Annotated in this window: 17 protein-coding genes; 8 read left to right on the top strand and 9 right to left on the bottom strand. The window is 63.3% G+C overall.

From position 1 onward, the window contains the following. Positions 1-26: 26 nt before the first annotated feature. Positions 27-713, bottom strand: coding sequence for an ABC transporter ATP-binding protein (locus HHL22_RS07360; protein WP_169530282.1), 687 nt, complete (start codon positions 711-713; stop codon positions 27-29). A 280-nt stretch (positions 714-993) separates the two neighbouring features. Here HHL22_RS07360 and HHL22_RS07355 point away from each other — a divergent pair, with 280 nt between their 5' ends. Further along, positions 994-1,698 (top strand): arylesterase, encoded by a 705-nt coding sequence (locus tag HHL22_RS07355; protein ID WP_169530281.1) that lies wholly within the window; start codon positions 994-996, stop codon positions 1,696-1,698. Beyond that, positions 1,698-2,225, top strand: coding sequence for a GNAT family N-acetyltransferase (locus HHL22_RS07350; RefSeq protein ID WP_169530280.1), 528 nt, complete (start codon positions 1,698-1,700; stop codon positions 2,223-2,225). The genes HHL22_RS07355 and HHL22_RS07350 overlap by 1 nt, the downstream gene beginning before the upstream one ends. Positions 2,226-2,345: 120 nt before the next feature. Here the strand turns inward: HHL22_RS07350 and HHL22_RS07345 are convergent, their stop codons facing one another. After that, positions 2,346-2,579, bottom strand: coding sequence for a hypothetical protein (locus HHL22_RS07345; RefSeq protein ID WP_169530279.1), 234 nt, complete (start codon positions 2,577-2,579; stop codon positions 2,346-2,348). 110 nt (positions 2,580-2,689) lie between these two features. Here HHL22_RS07345 and murI point away from each other — a divergent pair, with 110 nt between their 5' ends. Next, positions 2,690-3,520, top strand: coding sequence for a glutamate racemase (gene murI, locus HHL22_RS07340; protein WP_169530278.1), 831 nt, complete (start codon positions 2,690-2,692; stop codon positions 3,518-3,520). A gap of 10 nt (positions 3,521-3,530) precedes the next feature. Further along, the gene (locus tag HHL22_RS07335; protein ID WP_169530277.1) at positions 3,531-4,262 is read left to right on the top strand and encodes an energy transducer TonB; all 732 of its coding nucleotides are present in this window, start codon (positions 3,531-3,533) and stop codon (positions 4,260-4,262) included. Positions 4,263-4,324: 62 nt separating this feature from the next. Here the strand turns inward: HHL22_RS07335 and HHL22_RS07330 are convergent, their stop codons facing one another. The 4 genes from HHL22_RS07330 to HHL22_RS07315 all read right to left on the bottom strand — a co-directional run bounded on the left by HHL22_RS07330 (position 4,325) and on the right by HHL22_RS07315 (position 6,986). Then, on the bottom strand, positions 4,325-4,651 hold the full coding sequence (locus HHL22_RS07330) for a HesB/IscA family protein (RefSeq protein ID WP_169530276.1): 327 nt from the start codon (positions 4,649-4,651) through the stop codon (positions 4,325-4,327). A 131-nt stretch (positions 4,652-4,782) separates the two neighbouring features. Further along, a complete protein-coding gene (locus HHL22_RS07325) occupies positions 4,783-5,064 on the bottom strand; it encodes a SelT/SelW/SelH family protein (protein WP_169530275.1) in 282 nt (93 codons plus the stop codon). A gap of 213 nt (positions 5,065-5,277) precedes the next feature. After that, the gene (gene iscU / locus HHL22_RS07320) at positions 5,278-5,694 is read right to left on the bottom strand and encodes a Fe-S cluster assembly scaffold IscU (RefSeq protein WP_144845427.1); all 417 of its coding nucleotides are present in this window, start codon (positions 5,692-5,694) and stop codon (positions 5,278-5,280) included. A gap of 77 nt (positions 5,695-5,771) precedes the next feature. Next, the gene (locus HHL22_RS07315) at positions 5,772-6,986 is read right to left on the bottom strand and encodes an IscS subfamily cysteine desulfurase (protein WP_169530274.1); all 1,215 of its coding nucleotides are present in this window, start codon (positions 6,984-6,986) and stop codon (positions 5,772-5,774) included. Between the two features lie 200 nt (positions 6,987-7,186). On the opposite strand from HHL22_RS07315, the gene mce reads away from it, so the two are divergent. Further along, a complete protein-coding gene (mce, locus tag HHL22_RS07310; RefSeq protein WP_169530273.1) occupies positions 7,187-7,594 on the top strand; it encodes a methylmalonyl-CoA epimerase in 408 nt (135 codons plus the stop codon). A gap of 96 nt (positions 7,595-7,690) precedes the next feature. Here the strand turns inward: mce and HHL22_RS07305 are convergent, their stop codons facing one another. Beyond that, positions 7,691-8,572, bottom strand: coding sequence for an alpha/beta fold hydrolase (locus HHL22_RS07305; protein WP_169530272.1), 882 nt, complete (start codon positions 8,570-8,572; stop codon positions 7,691-7,693). Between the two features lie 135 nt (positions 8,573-8,707). On the opposite strand from HHL22_RS07305, the gene HHL22_RS07300 reads away from it, so the two are divergent. Further along, positions 8,708-9,280 carry an L-threonylcarbamoyladenylate synthase gene (locus HHL22_RS07300; protein WP_169530271.1) on the top strand — a complete coding sequence of 191 codons (573 nt, stop codon included), beginning with the start codon at positions 8,708-8,710 and terminating at the stop codon, positions 9,278-9,280. 134 nt (positions 9,281-9,414) lie between these two features. Beyond that, a complete protein-coding gene (locus HHL22_RS07295) occupies positions 9,415-10,854 on the top strand; it encodes a CCA tRNA nucleotidyltransferase (RefSeq protein ID WP_169530270.1) in 1,440 nt (479 codons plus the stop codon). On the opposite strand, the gene HHL22_RS07290 is transcribed toward HHL22_RS07295, so the two are convergent. Together HHL22_RS07290 and kdsB are read right to left on the bottom strand one after the other, a co-directional pair. Then, positions 10,838-11,578: a TlpA family protein disulfide reductase gene (locus HHL22_RS07290; RefSeq protein WP_169530269.1), complete on the bottom strand. Its 741-nt coding sequence runs from the start codon at positions 11,576-11,578 to the stop codon at positions 10,838-10,840. The genes HHL22_RS07295 and HHL22_RS07290 overlap by 17 nt on opposite strands. Before the next feature lie 120 nt (positions 11,579-11,698). Then, complete coding sequence (kdsB, locus tag HHL22_RS07285; protein WP_169530268.1) at positions 11,699-12,460, bottom strand: 3-deoxy-manno-octulosonate cytidylyltransferase; 762 nt, start codon at positions 12,458-12,460, stop codon at positions 11,699-11,701. 197 nt (positions 12,461-12,657) lie between these two features. Between kdsB and HHL22_RS07280 the strand changes: the two genes are divergently transcribed. Beyond that, a complete protein-coding gene (locus HHL22_RS07280; protein WP_169530267.1) occupies positions 12,658-13,626 on the top strand; it encodes a LysM peptidoglycan-binding domain-containing protein in 969 nt (322 codons plus the stop codon). Positions 13,627-13,774: the final 148 nt, after the last annotated feature.

Raw genomic sequence — 13,774 nt, 5'->3', positions numbered from 1 at the left:
GACTAATAATGAGCCCTAGGGCTGGGCTACGCTGTCCGCGCAACCTCGCCCTCCACCACGCGGCCGCCCTTCATGCGCAGTACGCGCTGGGTTTTGGCGGCCAGCTCCAGGTCGTGCGTTACCAGCACCAGCGTGGTGCCGGCTTCCTTATTCAGGTCGAACAACAGCTGCTGCACTGTGTCGCCGGTGTCGGGGTCGAGGTTGCCGGTGGGCTCATCGGCGAAGAGGATTTGGGGGCGGTTGGCAAAGGCGCGGGCCAAGCTCACGCGCTGCTGCTCGCCGCCCGAGAGCTGCGCCGGGTAGTGGTGGCCGCGCTCGCCTAGGCCTACGCGCGCCAGCAAGGCCTGGGCGGTGCGGGCCACGTTGCGCTCGCCGCGCAGCTCCAGCGGCACCTGCACGTTTTCGAGGGCTGTGAGGGTGGGCAGCAGCTGAAAGTTCTGGAAAATAAAGCCCACGTGCTGGTTGCGCACCGCCGCCCGCTGGTCCTCGCTCAGCTTATCGAGCTGGATGCCTTGCAGCCACACGCTGCCGCTGCTGGCCCGGTCTAGCCCCGCGCACAGGCCTAGGAGGGTGGTTTTGCCGCTGCCGCTGGGGCCTACAATGGCCAGCGTGTCGCCGGCTTGCAGCGCAAAGCTGACTTCGTGCAGCACCGTGAGCTGGCGGCCGGCGCTAGTGTAAGTTTTAGTGAGGTTTTCGACTTGCAGGCTGTTCATGCAGTATAGTGGTCAGTTGTTCGTTGTCAGGGTTGCGTGCGCGTTCTCTCAAAAAGAACGTCATGCCGAGCTTGCGAGGAATCTCGCTTGCTTCGCTGAACGACCTCTAGGAGGCCTAGGCGAGATTCCTCGCAAGCTCGGCATGACGTTCTGTTAGCTGCCAGGGAGCACCAGTTAGGCTGCGCACCGGCGCGGCACGACGTTCTTTTTCAAAAACCGGCACCCCGCCACGCTCCTAACGTAAAGACGTATCCTGGCGGTCCATACTTTCGCCCTTCTCATGAACTTCTCTTTGCCCGCCGGCGCGCTGCTGCTGGCTTTGCTGGCCGCTGGCTGCCAGTCCGACTCGGCCTCGCAAGCCACCACGGCCGCCCCCGCGCCCGACGAAACGGCCGCCGCGTCGGCAGCTACTGCCCAAAAGAAAGACGCCATCCTCTTCTTCGGCGACAGCATTACGGCCGGCCTAGGAGTAGAACCCGACGAGGCCTACCCGGCCCTCATCGGCGACCGGCTCGACTCGCTGCACCTGCCCTACACGGCCGTGAATGCCGGCCTGAGCGGCGAAACCAGTGCCGGGGGCCGCTCGCGCATCAAGTGGGTGCTGGGCCGCCAGCCGGTGGGCGTCTTTGTGCTGGAGCTGGGCGGCAACGACGGCCTGCGCGGCCTGCCCCTCAGCAGCACTCGCCAAAACCTGCAAGCCATTATCGACACCGTGCGCCAGCTGAGCCCTAGGGCTAAAATCGTGCTGGCCGGCATGCAGATTCCACCCAACATGGGCCCCGCCTACACCGCTGATTTCAAGAGGCTCTACGGCGAGCTGGCCACCAAAAACCACCTCGTCCTCATCCCCTTCCTGCTCGAAGGCGTGGGCGGTGACCCCAAGCTCAACCAGCGCGATGGCATCCACCCCACGCCACAGGGCCATAAATTGGTGGCCCGCACCGTGTGGCACACCTTGCAACCCCTGCTAGCCCCCAGCAGCTAATGACGGCCCCCACCCTCGAAACCGAGCGCCTGCGCCTGCGCGCCTACCAGCCCACCGACCTGCCACCCTTGCTGGCCATGTGGCAGCAGCCGTCCTTCTACCAGCACCTCACCGGCCAGCCCGCCACCGAGAACGAGGTGTGGACCAAGCTGCTGCGCGATGCCGGCCTGTGGGCAGTGCTCGGCTACGGCTACTGGGCCATCGAGGAAAAAGCCACCGGCGCGTTCGTAGGCGCGGTGGGTTTCGCTGATTTCAAGCGAGTCCTCACGCCCTCGCTGGGCCATTACCCCGAAGCCGGCTGGATACTCGCCCCCCGCCTGCACAACCAGGGCTACGGCACCGAGGCCCTGGGGGCCGCCCTAACCTGGGGCGATTCCCACCTGCCCGAGCCGCGCACCGTGTGCATCATCAACCTGGCCAACGAGCCCTCGCGCCGCCTGGCCGCCCGACTCGGCTACCGCGAATACGCCCGCGCCGAGTTCAACAACACGCCCATCGCTACGCTAGAGCGCTTCCGGCCAGCCTAAGTGGGCTCACCGCCTCAACATCCCTAAGTAACCCTAGGCCCCCGCTTGCTGCGCCGCCTGCGTAGCCAGTCCGCGCAGCGGGCGTATCTGTGCAATCCGTTAAATCCGTTAAATCTGCAGTTAAATGACCCGCAGCGCGTCCACGTCCACCTCGTCGCGCAGCAGCTCTAGGTTGCGGTAGGCGAGGGGGCGGCCCGCATCGGTGCTCAGGCTGGGCGGCGGCCCCTCGCGCGCCACGTCGAGGGTGAGCTGCGTGAACTTGCGCACGCCCAAATATACCGCCACCGGCCGGGCTCCGTGCCGGTCGGCGTAGCCAGCCAGCGCCTGGTCGATTTCTCTTAATACCGTACTCATAGTGCGTTAATACTGAACGACAAAGCGAGGCGAAAAATAGTCATTATTCTGGGTCCGCGCAAGCTATCCGGCTTCGTATCGCCCGCGCGGCCCCACTTTTGCCGCCACCTATGACGACTCCCGCCCCCGACCCCGCCGCCCGGCCCATTGGCATCTTCGACTCTGGCATCGGCGGCCTCACCGTGGCCCGCGCCGTGGCCCAGCGCCTGCCCCACGAGCGGCTGGTGTACTTCGGCGACACCGCCCACCTGCCCTACGGCGAGAAAAGCACCGCCGCCATCCAGGCCTACTCCGTCAAGATTTGCGACGTGTTGCTGCGCCAGCACTGCAAGCTCATCCTCATCGCCTGCAACTCGGCTAGCGCCGCCGCCTACGAGCTGGTGCGCGAATACGTAGGCTCCAAGGCGCTGGTAGTGGGCATGATAGACCCCGTGTCGCAGTACGTGGGCCAGCACTACGCTGGGCGCCCGGTAGGCCTCATTGGCACCAAGCAAACGGTAGGCTCCAACAGCTACCGCAAAAAAATCGACCAGCTCGACCGCGGGGTGGACTTGCACGCCCTGGCTACGCCGCTGCTCGTAACGATGATTGAGGAAGGCCATTTCGAGAACCGCATCTCGGAGGTAATTATCCGCGATTACCTGGAGCACCCTGCGCTACAGGGCATCGACGCGCTGCTGCTGGCCTGCACCCACTTTCCGCTCATTAAGGCCGAAATTGAAGCCTATTATCAGGGCCAGGTGGCCGTGCTCGACCCCTCCGACGTGGTGGCCGCCACCGTGGCCGAGGCCCTGGCGCAGCGCGAGCTGCTGGCCCCGGCCGCCCCCACCCCCCCTAGGCACCACTTCTACGTCAGCGACTTCACGCGCTCGTTCGAGGAAAGCACCCGCATCTTCTTCGGTCAGGAGGTGCAGCTGGAGCACTATCCGCTGTGGGAGTAAGTGTATTTAGATGAGCAAAAGCCGCGTTAGTCGCCTTGCCCGCTACGGGCTACCGGTAATGGCCCTAGGGGCCTGCCCGCTGCCCAGCTACGCCCTGGCCGATAATTACATCTCGCAGCTACTGGGGAGCTTGCTGTTTATCGTGGCTGGCGGGGTAGCAGCCATTGCCGCCCTGAGCGCCTTGCTGGCGCTGGTAGCGGGCAGCGCCGCTACCAGCCGAAAGAGCGCTGTGGTGGCGGCGCTGGCCCTAGGGGCAGCTTTGCTGCTCAAGCCGGCGCCCAGCTACATCTTTCACCCGGAGGATGCTACTGCCCAGGTGCCGCACCCGTTTGGGCTAGTAATGCAGCCCGATACAACCGATACGCCGACACCCATTCCTGCGCTGCGCGACTACGACCCGGCCGCCGACAGCACCCACTTCGATAAATATTACACCTACATCAGCTCTATGCCGCAGCTGGTTGGCGGCAAAACCGAGGCCATCCAATTCGTGCAAAAATATTTGCGCTACCCCGCCGACGCGCGCCAGCACGAAATAACCGGCACGGTAGTGGTCAGCTTCGTGGTGGACGAGGCGGGTGAGGTGCACGATACCAGAATCGTCCGCGGCCTAGGCTACGGCTGCGATGAGGAGGCGCTGCGCGTGGTGCGAGGGTTGCCCACCTTTCAGAACAATGCTGCCGCGCCGGTACAGTTGACGTGGATGTTTTCTTTCCGCCCGCCCGAACTACCCGTGCAGTAGGTAGCAACAAAAAGGCGCTTCGCACAGCCGTGCGAAGCGCCTTTTTGTTAAGTAGCAAGTAGCTATACCGAGAAGCTCTCGCCGCAGCCGCAGGAGCGCGAGGCGTTGGGGTTATTAAACTGAAAGCCTTTGCCGTTGAGGCCGTCCGAGAAGTCAAGCTCGGTGCCGGCTAGGTAGAGGAAGCTCTTCATATCCACCACTACGCGCACGCCTTTATCCTCAAACTCCTGGTCCATGGGGCGCATCTCGTTGTCGAAATCCAGCTTGTAACTCAGGCCCGAGCAGCCGCCGCCGGCCACCGAGGCGCGCAGGCGGTAAGTGCTGTCCAGCTCGGCATCGTGTATCAGGTGCTCAATCTTGGCTTTGGCCTTATCCGAAACGGTAATCATATCGTTGCTAACTAAAGACGGCGTGGAAGAACAGGCAACCGCTGCGCGAGGCAGCTGGTCACGGCTCCCTAACAAAGATACCGCTAAGAAGGATTCTAAATAGCGCTAAACTCGCGAAATTTCCTTCACGGCTAAGCTGGCCGGTCGGAGTGCCCTAAGGACTTGCCGGGCGCCACGGCGTCGCGCACCAGCTGCTTCAACTCCTTGATGTCGGGGAAGCGGCCGGCGGCCTTGCGGTCAAATAGCTCGCGCCCATCTACCCACACCGTGAAGCGCCCGCTGGTGTCGGAGGGGTGCAGCAGTACGCCGTGCAGCTCGTCGGCGAAGGTCGTAAGCAGCTCCTGCGCCATCCAGGCCGAGCGCAGCAGCCAGTTGCACTTGGGGCAGTATTCGAGGGTGATGGTGGGTTTCATGAAGCGGCAGGATAAGAGATAGGCAATAAAGAACGTCATGCTCATCTGGCGTCCGCTTGCCGAAGCATCTCTACCGCATCGTTGAACGATTGCCCAACGGGCGCGGTAGAGATGCTTCGGCAAGCGGACGCCAGATGAGCATGACGTTCTATTAAAAAGCGAAAGCGCCCGCCGGACTAGCCAGCGGGCGCTTCTTAAAAAACTACCAGAACCTTAGTGGTGCGACTTCTCCAACTCCAAGGCGGGCAGGCCGTTCTTCACGCGGTAATCGTTGATGGCCATCTTGATGGCATCTTCGGCCAGCACCGAGCAGTGAATCTTAACGGGCGGCAGAGCCAGCTCCTCCACAATCTCCATATTGTCGATGGCCAGGGCCTCGTCCACGGTCTTGCCTTTCAGCCACTCGGTGGCCAGGCTTGACGAAGCGATAGCAGAGCCGCAACCGAAGGTCTTGAACTTGGCGTCGGTTATGGTATTGGTGGTTTCGTCCACCTCGATTTGCAGGCGCATGACGTCGCCGCACTCGGGGGCGCCAACCAGGCCGGTGCCTACGGTTTTCTTGCTTTTGTCTAGCGTGCCCACGTTGCGGGGGTTGCTGTAGTGGTCGATTACTTTATCGGAGTAAGCCATGGGAATTAATTAACAATTATCAGTGAGCAATTTATGGGAAAGCAACAACGAGCAATTGCTCATTGCTAATTACTTGGCTAGTGTTCGGCCCACTCGATGGTGTTGAGGTCGATGCCTTCTTTGTGCATCTCCCACAGGGGCGACATCTCGCGCAGCTTAGTAACAGCCTCCTTTACATGATTGATGGCGTAGTCGATTTGCTCGTCGGTGGTGAAGCGGCTCAGGCCGAAGCGCAGGCTGCTATGGGCGAGGTCGTCGCTGAGGCCCAGGGCCTTCAGCACGTAGCTAGGTTCGAGGCTGGCGCTGGTGCAAGCCGAGCCGCTCGATACGGCCAGGTCTTTCACGCCCATCATCAGGCCTTCGCCTTCCACGTACTTAAAGCTGATATTGGCCACGTGCGGCAGGCGGTGCTCTACCGAGCCGTTCACGTAGCTTTCTTCGAGCGTCAGCAACTCCTTTTCGAGCTGGTCGCGCAGCTTGCTTAGGCGCTCGGCGTCGGCCGCCATTTCGAGGCGGGCTAGCTCGCAGGCCTTGCCGAAGCCCACGATGCCGGGCACGTTGAGAGTGCCCGAGCGCATGCCGCGCTCGTGGCCGCCACCGTCCATCTGGGCGGTTACTTTCACCCTAGGGTTCTTGCGGCGCACGTAGAGGGCGCCCACGCCCTTGGGGCCGTACATCTTGTGGGCCGTGAAGGCCATCAGGTCGATGCCATCGGCCAGCACGTCCACCGGAATCTTACCCACGGCCTGGGTGCCATCGGTCATGAACAGGGCGCCGTGCTTGTGGGCGATGGCGGCAATTTCGCGGATGGGCTGGATGGTGCCCGTCTCGTTGTTGCCGTACATGATGGTCACCAGGATGGTCTGGGGCGTCATAGCCGCTTCCAGCTCCTCCAGGCTGATGAGGCCCTGCTCGTTGACGGGCAGGTAAGTGACCTTGCCGCCAAGCTTCTCAATGTGCTTGCAGGTATCAAGCACGGCCTTGTGCTCGGTGGTGGTGGTGATGACGTGGTTGCCGCGCTGGCTATACATCTCAAACACCCCTTTGATGCCCAGGTTGTCGCTCTCGGTGGCGCCGCTGGTGAAGATGATTTCCTTCGGGTCGCAGTTGATGAGCTGGCTGATTTGCTCGCGGGCGTAGTCTACCCCTTCCTCAGCCGCCCAGCCGAAGGGGTGGTTGCGCGAGGCGGCGTTGCCAAACACATCCGTGAGGTAGGGCATCATGGCCTCCAGCACGCGCGGGTCGAGCGGCGTAGTGGCATTATTGTCCAGATAAATGGGTAGCTTTAGCATGGTGCTCGGCGGTAAATAGCTAGTTGAGGCTAAATGTACTTGTTGCTTGGGGGAGAAACAGAATTTTGGCCTAAACAGTTTTTGAGAATCCGCAAAAATAGCGAGTATCTGCTTAAAACCGATTTGCCGATTCAAGCACCCCTAGGCCAGCGCGGCGGGCCAGTAGCTTTGCCGCGCTGGCCCGGCCAGTTCCCTGCCCTATGCTTACCAACCTCGAACACCTGGGCCTGGCCGTGCGCGACCTGCCCGCCGCCACCGCCCTCTACACCCGCCTGCTGGGTCAGCCACCCTACAAAACCGAGCACGTTGTTAGTGAAGCTGTTGATACAGTTTTCTTCCAGGTCGGCGGCTCCAAAATTGAGCTGCTGGCCGGCACCAGCCCCGACAGCGCCATCAGCAAGTTCCTGGAAAAGAAGCCCGAGGGTATTCACCACGTCGCTTTTGAAGTCGATGATATCGAGGCCGAAATGGCACGGCTGCGCGCCGAAGGCTTCGTGCTATTAAACGAGCACCCTAAGCGCGGCGCTGACAACAAGCTGGTGTGCTTTGTGCACCCCAAAAGCGCCGGCGGCGTATTGGTGGAGCTTTGCCAGGAAGTAAAACAATAAGATAGGACGTCATGCTGAGCCTGCCGAAGCATCTCTACCGAACAATACGGCGCGGTAGAGATGCTTCGGCAGGCTCAGCATGACGTCCTGAGTGGTTTAATTACCTAACACCGACGCCACAATAGCCTCGGGTGCCTCGCGGGGCACGTAGTGGCCCACGCCGGGCAGCACGCGTCGCTCGTAGGGGCCGCTGAAATACTGCTCCTTGCCCTCGGACGACGCGACCAGCGCGGCGCCATCCAGCTCGCCGTGGAGCAGTATGGTGGGCACGCTAATGGTGGGCTGCGGCGTGAGCTGCGCCTCTAGGGCGGCGTAGCGCGGGTCGGGCGGGGCGGCCCCCCAGCGCACGCGGTAAGAGTGCAGCACCACGGCCACCCAGTCGGGGTTGTCCCAGCTGGCGGCGGCTTGGGCAAACTCGGCGTCGCCGAACTGCCAGGTGGGCGCCCACAGGTGCCAGATGTAACGGCAAAAGTCGCGGCGGTTGTTTTGGAGCATCTCGTGGCCCCGTTCGGAATGAAAAAACCACTGGTACCAGTAAGCGTGCACCTGCTGGGGCAAAATTTCATCGCCGGGCTTGATGCCGGTTTCATAGCCCACCGAGGCCACCACCAGCTTTTCGACCCGCTCGGGCCAGAGCGCCGCCACCAGGTAGCCGGCACGGGCGCCCCAGTCGTGGCCCACCAGCGTCACTTTGGCAAGGCCTAGGGCATCGAGCAGGTCAATGGCATCCTGGGCCAGGGCGGTGGTTTGGCCGCTGCGCAGGGTGCTGGCAGCCCGAAACACCGAGCCCGCGCAGCCGCGCATGGATGGCGCAATGGTTTGGTAGCCAGCGGCCACTAGCTGCGCGCTTACCGCATCCCAGGTATGGTAGTCGTCGGGAAAGCCGTGCAGCAGCAGGGCTGCGGGCGCGTCGGCCGGGCCATTTTGCTGGTATTCGAGGTGAAGCACCTCCGTATCAATGAAATGCGTAGTGGGCATGGATGGCGGCGGAATAGCAACGTTACTTTTGGCTGCTAGTACTAACGACCAGCCGGCGGCGCGGTTACCGTGGCTTGCAGGTAGGCAGCCCGTTAGCCCGCGCCGTTTCGCCCGTATTATCCTCACCCGCAAGCCATGACTTTTTTTCAGCAGGAAGTAGAAGCCGCCGTCGATGCGCTGCTCACTCAGCAAATCATTCTCTACCCCACCGACACGGTATGGGGCCTAGGGTGCGATGCCGAGCTGACGCGCCCCGTGGAGCGGCTGTATAAGCTGAAGGGCCGGCCCGAAGGCAAGCCTGCCATTGTGCTGGTGGCCGACCTGGCCATGCTGGCCCGCTACGCCGCCCAGGTGCCGCCCGAGCTGGAAGCCGCCCTGGCCGCCCAAACCCGGCCCACTACCTACATCGTGCCCGCCAGCCGGGCGCTGGCCCCCGGCCTGCTGGGGCCCGATGGCACGGTGGGCCTGCGCCTGGCGCAGGACGAGTTTTGCCACAAGGTGGTGCGCCGCCTAGGGCACGGCCTGGTTAGCACTTCGGCCAACCTGAGCGGCGAGCCCACGCCGGCCGTATTCAGCGAAGTGAGCCCCGCCATCGTGCGCGGCGTTGACCTGGTGGTGCGCTGGCGGCAAGACGACCAAACCCGCACCGCGCCCTCGCGGGTGGTGCGCCTAGGGCCCGGCGGCGCCCTGGAAGTGGTGCGCGAGTAGGTTAAAAACTGTCATGGCGAGCCTGCGAAGCAATCGCACCAGAACATTGTCGTCTGGGTTGCGATTGCTTCGCAGGCTCGCCATGACAGACAATACTAAATAGCCCGCGCAACAGCCAGGCGTAATTTTGCCCTATGACGACGCCCACGCTGCCCAACCTGCCCATCTTCCGCACCATTGCCGAGGCCGCCCACGAGCTGGGCCAGCCGGCCTACGTCATCGGCGGCTACGTGCGCGACCTGGCCCTAGGGCGCCCCAGCAAAGACATTGACGTGGTGACGGTGGGCGACGGCATTCAGTTGGCGCAGGCGGTGGGCCGCCGCCTGCCGGGCCGGGGCCGCGTGACGGTGTTCAAGAACTTTGGCACCGCCATGCTGCCCACTCAGGAGGCCGGCGAAATCGAGTTTGTGGGCGCCCGCAAGGAAAGCTACCGCGCCGAAAGCCGCAAGCCCGAGGTGGAGGCCGGCACCTTGGAAGACGACTTGGCCCGGCGCGACTTCACCATCAATGCCTTAGGGCTCAGCCTGAACGCAGAGGACTTCGGGGCGCTCGTAGACCGCTACGGCGGAATGCAGGACCTGGCCACCAAAACCATCCGCACGCCCCTAGGGCCCGACATTACCTTCAGCGACGACCCGCTGCGGATGCTGCGCGCCATCCGGTTTGCCAGCCAGTTGGGGTTTGATATTGAGCCCGATACCTATGACGCCATTGCCCGCAACAAGGAGCGGATAAAGATTGTGTCGCAGGAACGCATTACCATCGAGCTGAATAAAATCGTGGAGTCGCCGGTGCCGAGCTACGGCTTCAAGCTGCTGTTTCAGACGGGCTTACTGGCGCTCATCTTCCCCAAGATGGCGCAGCTCTACGGTGTAGATAAAGTGGGCAGCCACGCGCACAAGGACAACTTCTACCACACCCTGCAGGTGCTCGACAACGTGGCGGCGGCCGGGGGCGACTTGTGGCTGCGCTGGGCGGCCATCCTGCACGACATCGCCAAGCCCGCCACCAAGCGCTACGACCCTAGGGTGGGTTGGACTTTCCACGGCCACGAGGACAAGGGCGCGCGCTGGGTACCCCAAATTTTTACCGACCTCAAGCTGCCGCTGGGCGAGGAAATGCGCATGGTGCAGAAGCTGGTGCGCCTGCACCTGCGCCCTATCGTGCTCGCCCAGGACATCGTGACCGACTCGGCCGTGCGACGCCTGCTCTTCGAAGCCGGCGACGACATCGACCGCCTCATGGTGCTGTGCCGGGCCGACATCACCAGCAAGGACCACCAGCGCAAGGCCCGCTACTTGCGTAACTTCGACAAGGTGGAGGAAAAGCTGCGCGAGATTGAAGCCAAGGACCACCTGCGCAACTTCAAGCCCGTAATCACCGGCGAGGTCATCATGGCCACCTTCGGCCTCCAACCCTCGCGCCAGGTGGGCGAGCTGAAGGAAGCCGTGCTCGAAGCCATCTTGGAGGGCGAGGTGCCCAACGAGTGGGGCCCCGCCTACGCGCTGCTCTTGCGCCGCGGGGCGGCCCTAGGCCTTGCGCCCGCCGCCGACGCGCCTACTCAATCTGCTTAAGCGCCGCGTAGAAGGCAGCGTCATCGGCACTGGTCGGCTTGTGGGTTACGGGGTCTGCATTCACCGCGATACCCCCTAAAACCTTTTTAATTAATCCGTCCCTGCCGACGAAAAAGGTAACCGGAAACCCGGTTCCAAATTGGCTGCAGTACTGTTTGGCCTCCACTAGCTGCCGGTAAGTGAAGGCCTGCTTGCGCAAAAAAGCCTGCACTTGCTGTTGGCTATCGAACGTCATGGCCAGGAAGACTATTTCTGACCGTGCTTTCTCGTGCTGAATGCGGTTTAGCGTCGGCATTTCCGCAATGCAGGGGCTGCAGGTAGTAAACCATAAGTTCAGCACAACGGGCTTGCCCCGTAGGCTAGCAGAGTTTACCAGCTTGCCCTGCACATCGGGCAGCGCAAAAGCGGGCAGCGGCTGGCCAATAAAGCCGTCTAGGCCCTGCTGGCGGGCCGCTAGGGCCGCTTGCGTATGGGTGCCCATTAGGGTGTATTCGTAGATAATGGTATCCGGCCGGGTAATCGTTTTGTCGATGCGCGGGTGAAACTCTATCCCGGCCGTTCTGCCCCGCCGGTTCATTACTTGCCGGAACGTATCCACTTCCGTCGGCGTCCACAGCCTAGGGCTGCTGCTGTCGCGGTAGCGCACTACTTGCCCACGAACCTGAGCGCCCATCAGTAGCAGGGCTAGTAAGTAAACAAATCGGATGGGTAGACTCGGCTTCATAGCAGAGGGGAAAATGATACTGCTTACTAAGTAATTGCCGAAGTAAAGGTTTAAATATAAAGATGTTACTTGCGCGCTAAACCAGGTATTTTTGTTAGGTAAGCAACCGCCGCTAAGCCCTTAGGTCCCACTCGTAGCCAGCCGCTGCCGGGCCCGCGCCACGTCCTCGGGCGTGTCGATGCCAAAGGCGTCCAGCTCGGTAAGGGCGGTATAAATGGAGAAGCCGTTTTCCAACCAGCGCAGCTGCTCCAGGCTTTCGGCCAGCTCCAGGGGCGAAGGCGGCAGCTGGGTCAGCTGCTGCAATACGGCCGGCTGGTAGGCGTAGAGGCCTAGGTGGCGGTGGTAGCGGTGGTGCGCCAGCCACTCGGCCAGGGGGTGCTGGCGCTGGTAGGGCAGGGGGTGGCGGCTGAAGTAGAGCGCCCGGCCGCGCTGGTCGGTGACGACCTTGGGCAGGTGCGGGCTGAACAGCTCCTCCTCCGTCAGCACGGGCTTGATGAGCGTGGCAATGGCGGGCGGCGCGGGCTGGGCAAACAGCGCCACCAGCGCGTTTATCTGCGCAGGGTTAATAAAGGGCTCGTCGCCCTGAATATTAACGATGCAACTTATTTCGGCGGGCTGGCCCAGCTGCTCGAAGGCCTCCCACACCCGGTCGGTACCGCTGAGGTGGTCGGGGCGCGTGAGCATGGCCTCGCCCCCGAAGCCGCGCACGTGCTCCAGAATGCGCTGGTCGTCGGTGGCTACTACCACGCGGCTTAGGTTGGCCTGGCGGGCCTGCGCCACCACGCGCTCAATCATAGACTGGCCGCCCAGGTCGACGAGGGGCTTGCCGGGCAGGCGGGTAGAGGCGTAGCGGGCCGGGATGATACCGAGGGCGGCGGGCATGGCAGGAATTTTGAAGAGCGAAACAGCAGAAAGCGGGCCGGCACAGCGTTGGCGCTAGCGGGTGGCCTAGGGCCATCCCCGGCCCGAAGCTAGCGCCGCCCGGCCGCTAGGTATTTACTTTGCCCTCCGCCCAGGCTCGCCCAAGGCGCGGATTTTTCCAGTATCAGCTTATGAGCTTGCTAGTTTCCCTGTTAATTGTGAATGCCTTGCATGGCCCGCTGCCCCGGCTGGTCCCGCCCGCGCCGCCCGCCGACTCCATCGGCCAGGAAATGCGCGGCGGGCAGCGCCTGGTGCGCTACCGCGTCGCGCAGGGCGAAAACCTTTTCCGCCTCACCAAGAAGTATAAGGTAAGCACCGAGCAGCTGCTGGCTTACAACCCGCAGCTTAAAAATGGCCTCGGCATCGGCCAGATAGTGCTTATTCCGCGCCCCGGCCAGGGTGCCGCCCGCGCGGCTGCCCCGAACTCTGCTACGCCCGCTGCCAGCCCGCTGCCCGCCGTTGCTGCCGCGGCCGGCAGCGCGCCCGCCCGCTACACCGTGGGCCGCGGCGAAACGCTGTTTAGCATTGCCCGGCGCTTCGGCCTCTCGCCGGCCGGCCTCATCGAGCTAAACCATCTGCCCAGCACCGGCAGCGTGCGCGCCGGCCAGGAGCTGCTGCTGCGCGCTGCCGAAGCGGGTGCGCCGGCCGCCGTGCCGGTGCGGGCCACGCTACCCCTGCCGGTGGCTACCGCGCCCACCACCCCGCTGCGCCTCGACCCCGACAAGGAAGCCGAGGTAGCGACCGTGACGCCCGCCGCGCCGGCTGCCGTAGCGCCCGCGCCCGAAAAAGAAAAGGTAGTGACCAGGGAGCGCGACCGGGAGGAAACCCCGCGCAGCCCCACCCGCGCCTCCGAGCTGGCCGGCCGCCGCACCGAGCCCGGCGTGGCCGCCGTTATCGACAACAGCGGCACCGATAAGTACCTAGCCCTGCACAAAACGGCGCCCGTGGGCACCATCATGGAAGTCAAGAACATGCTGAACGGCCAGACGGTGTACGTGCGCGTCATTGGCCAGCTGCCCGACACGGGCGAGAACGACAACATCCTGGTGCGCCTCTCGCCGCGCGCCGTGGCCAAGCTCGGCACCACCGACGCCAAGTTTCGGGTGGAGACGAGCTACGTGCCCTAGGCCCCGCGCCCCGGCTAAAGCTGCCGAAAGGCCCGCGCCTGCCAGGGCGCGGGCCTTTTTTGTAGCCCTGGCCCTAGGCGGCCGGGTGCGGCTGCCGCCCAGCCCCGGCCGGGCGGCGTATTTTTGCTGAGGCCCCGCTGGCCAGCTT

The sequence above is a fragment of the Hymenobacter polaris genome, from assembly GCF_012927305.1.
Taxonomy (GTDB): Bacteria; Bacteroidota; Bacteroidia; order Cytophagales; family Hymenobacteraceae; genus Hymenobacter; species Hymenobacter polaris.
The sequence above is the reverse complement of the archived record's forward strand: the minus strand, read 5'-3'. Positions and strand labels throughout refer to the sequence as shown.

Excerpts from the sequence above, each read along its gene's own strand:
- murI (WP_169530278.1), top strand. The coding sequence starts at position 2,690 with ATGACGACTCCCGCCCCCGACCCCGCCGCCCGGCCCATTGGCATCTTC.
- kdsB (WP_169530268.1), bottom strand. The coding sequence starts at position 12,460 with ATGCCCGCCGCCCTCGGTATCATCCCGGCCCGCTACGCCTCTACCCGC.
- HHL22_RS07290 (WP_169530269.1), bottom strand. The coding sequence starts at position 11,578 with ATGAAGCCGAGTCTACCCATCCGATTTGTTTACTTACTAGCCCTGCTA.
- HHL22_RS07360 (WP_169530282.1), bottom strand. The coding sequence starts at position 713 with ATGAACAGCCTGCAAGTCGAAAACCTCACTAAAACTTACACTAGCGCC.
- HHL22_RS07335 (WP_169530277.1), top strand. The coding sequence starts at position 3,531 with ATGAGCAAAAGCCGCGTTAGTCGCCTTGCCCGCTACGGGCTACCGGTA.
- HHL22_RS07330 (WP_169530276.1), bottom strand. The coding sequence starts at position 4,651 with ATGATTACCGTTTCGGATAAGGCCAAAGCCAAGATTGAGCACCTGATA.
- iscU (WP_144845427.1), bottom strand. The coding sequence starts at position 5,694 with ATGGCTTACTCCGATAAAGTAATCGACCACTACAGCAACCCCCGCAAC.
- HHL22_RS07295 (WP_169530270.1), top strand. The coding sequence starts at position 9,415 with ATGACGACGCCCACGCTGCCCAACCTGCCCATCTTCCGCACCATTGCC.
- HHL22_RS07300 (WP_169530271.1), top strand. The coding sequence starts at position 8,708 with ATGACTTTTTTTCAGCAGGAAGTAGAAGCCGCCGTCGATGCGCTGCTC.
- mce (WP_169530273.1), top strand. The coding sequence starts at position 7,187 with ATGCTTACCAACCTCGAACACCTGGGCCTGGCCGTGCGCGACCTGCCC.
- HHL22_RS07305 (WP_169530272.1), bottom strand. The coding sequence starts at position 8,572 with ATGCCCACTACGCATTTCATTGATACGGAGGTGCTTCACCTCGAATAC.
- HHL22_RS07315 (WP_169530274.1), bottom strand. The coding sequence starts at position 6,986 with ATGCTAAAGCTACCCATTTATCTGGACAATAATGCCACTACGCCGCTC.
- HHL22_RS07350 (WP_169530280.1), top strand. The coding sequence starts at position 1,698 with ATGACGGCCCCCACCCTCGAAACCGAGCGCCTGCGCCTGCGCGCCTAC.
- HHL22_RS07325 (WP_169530275.1), bottom strand. The coding sequence starts at position 5,064 with ATGAAACCCACCATCACCCTCGAATACTGCCCCAAGTGCAACTGGCTG.
- HHL22_RS07355 (WP_169530281.1), top strand. The coding sequence starts at position 994 with ATGAACTTCTCTTTGCCCGCCGGCGCGCTGCTGCTGGCTTTGCTGGCC.
- HHL22_RS07345 (WP_169530279.1), bottom strand. The coding sequence starts at position 2,579 with ATGAGTACGGTATTAAGAGAAATCGACCAGGCGCTGGCTGGCTACGCC.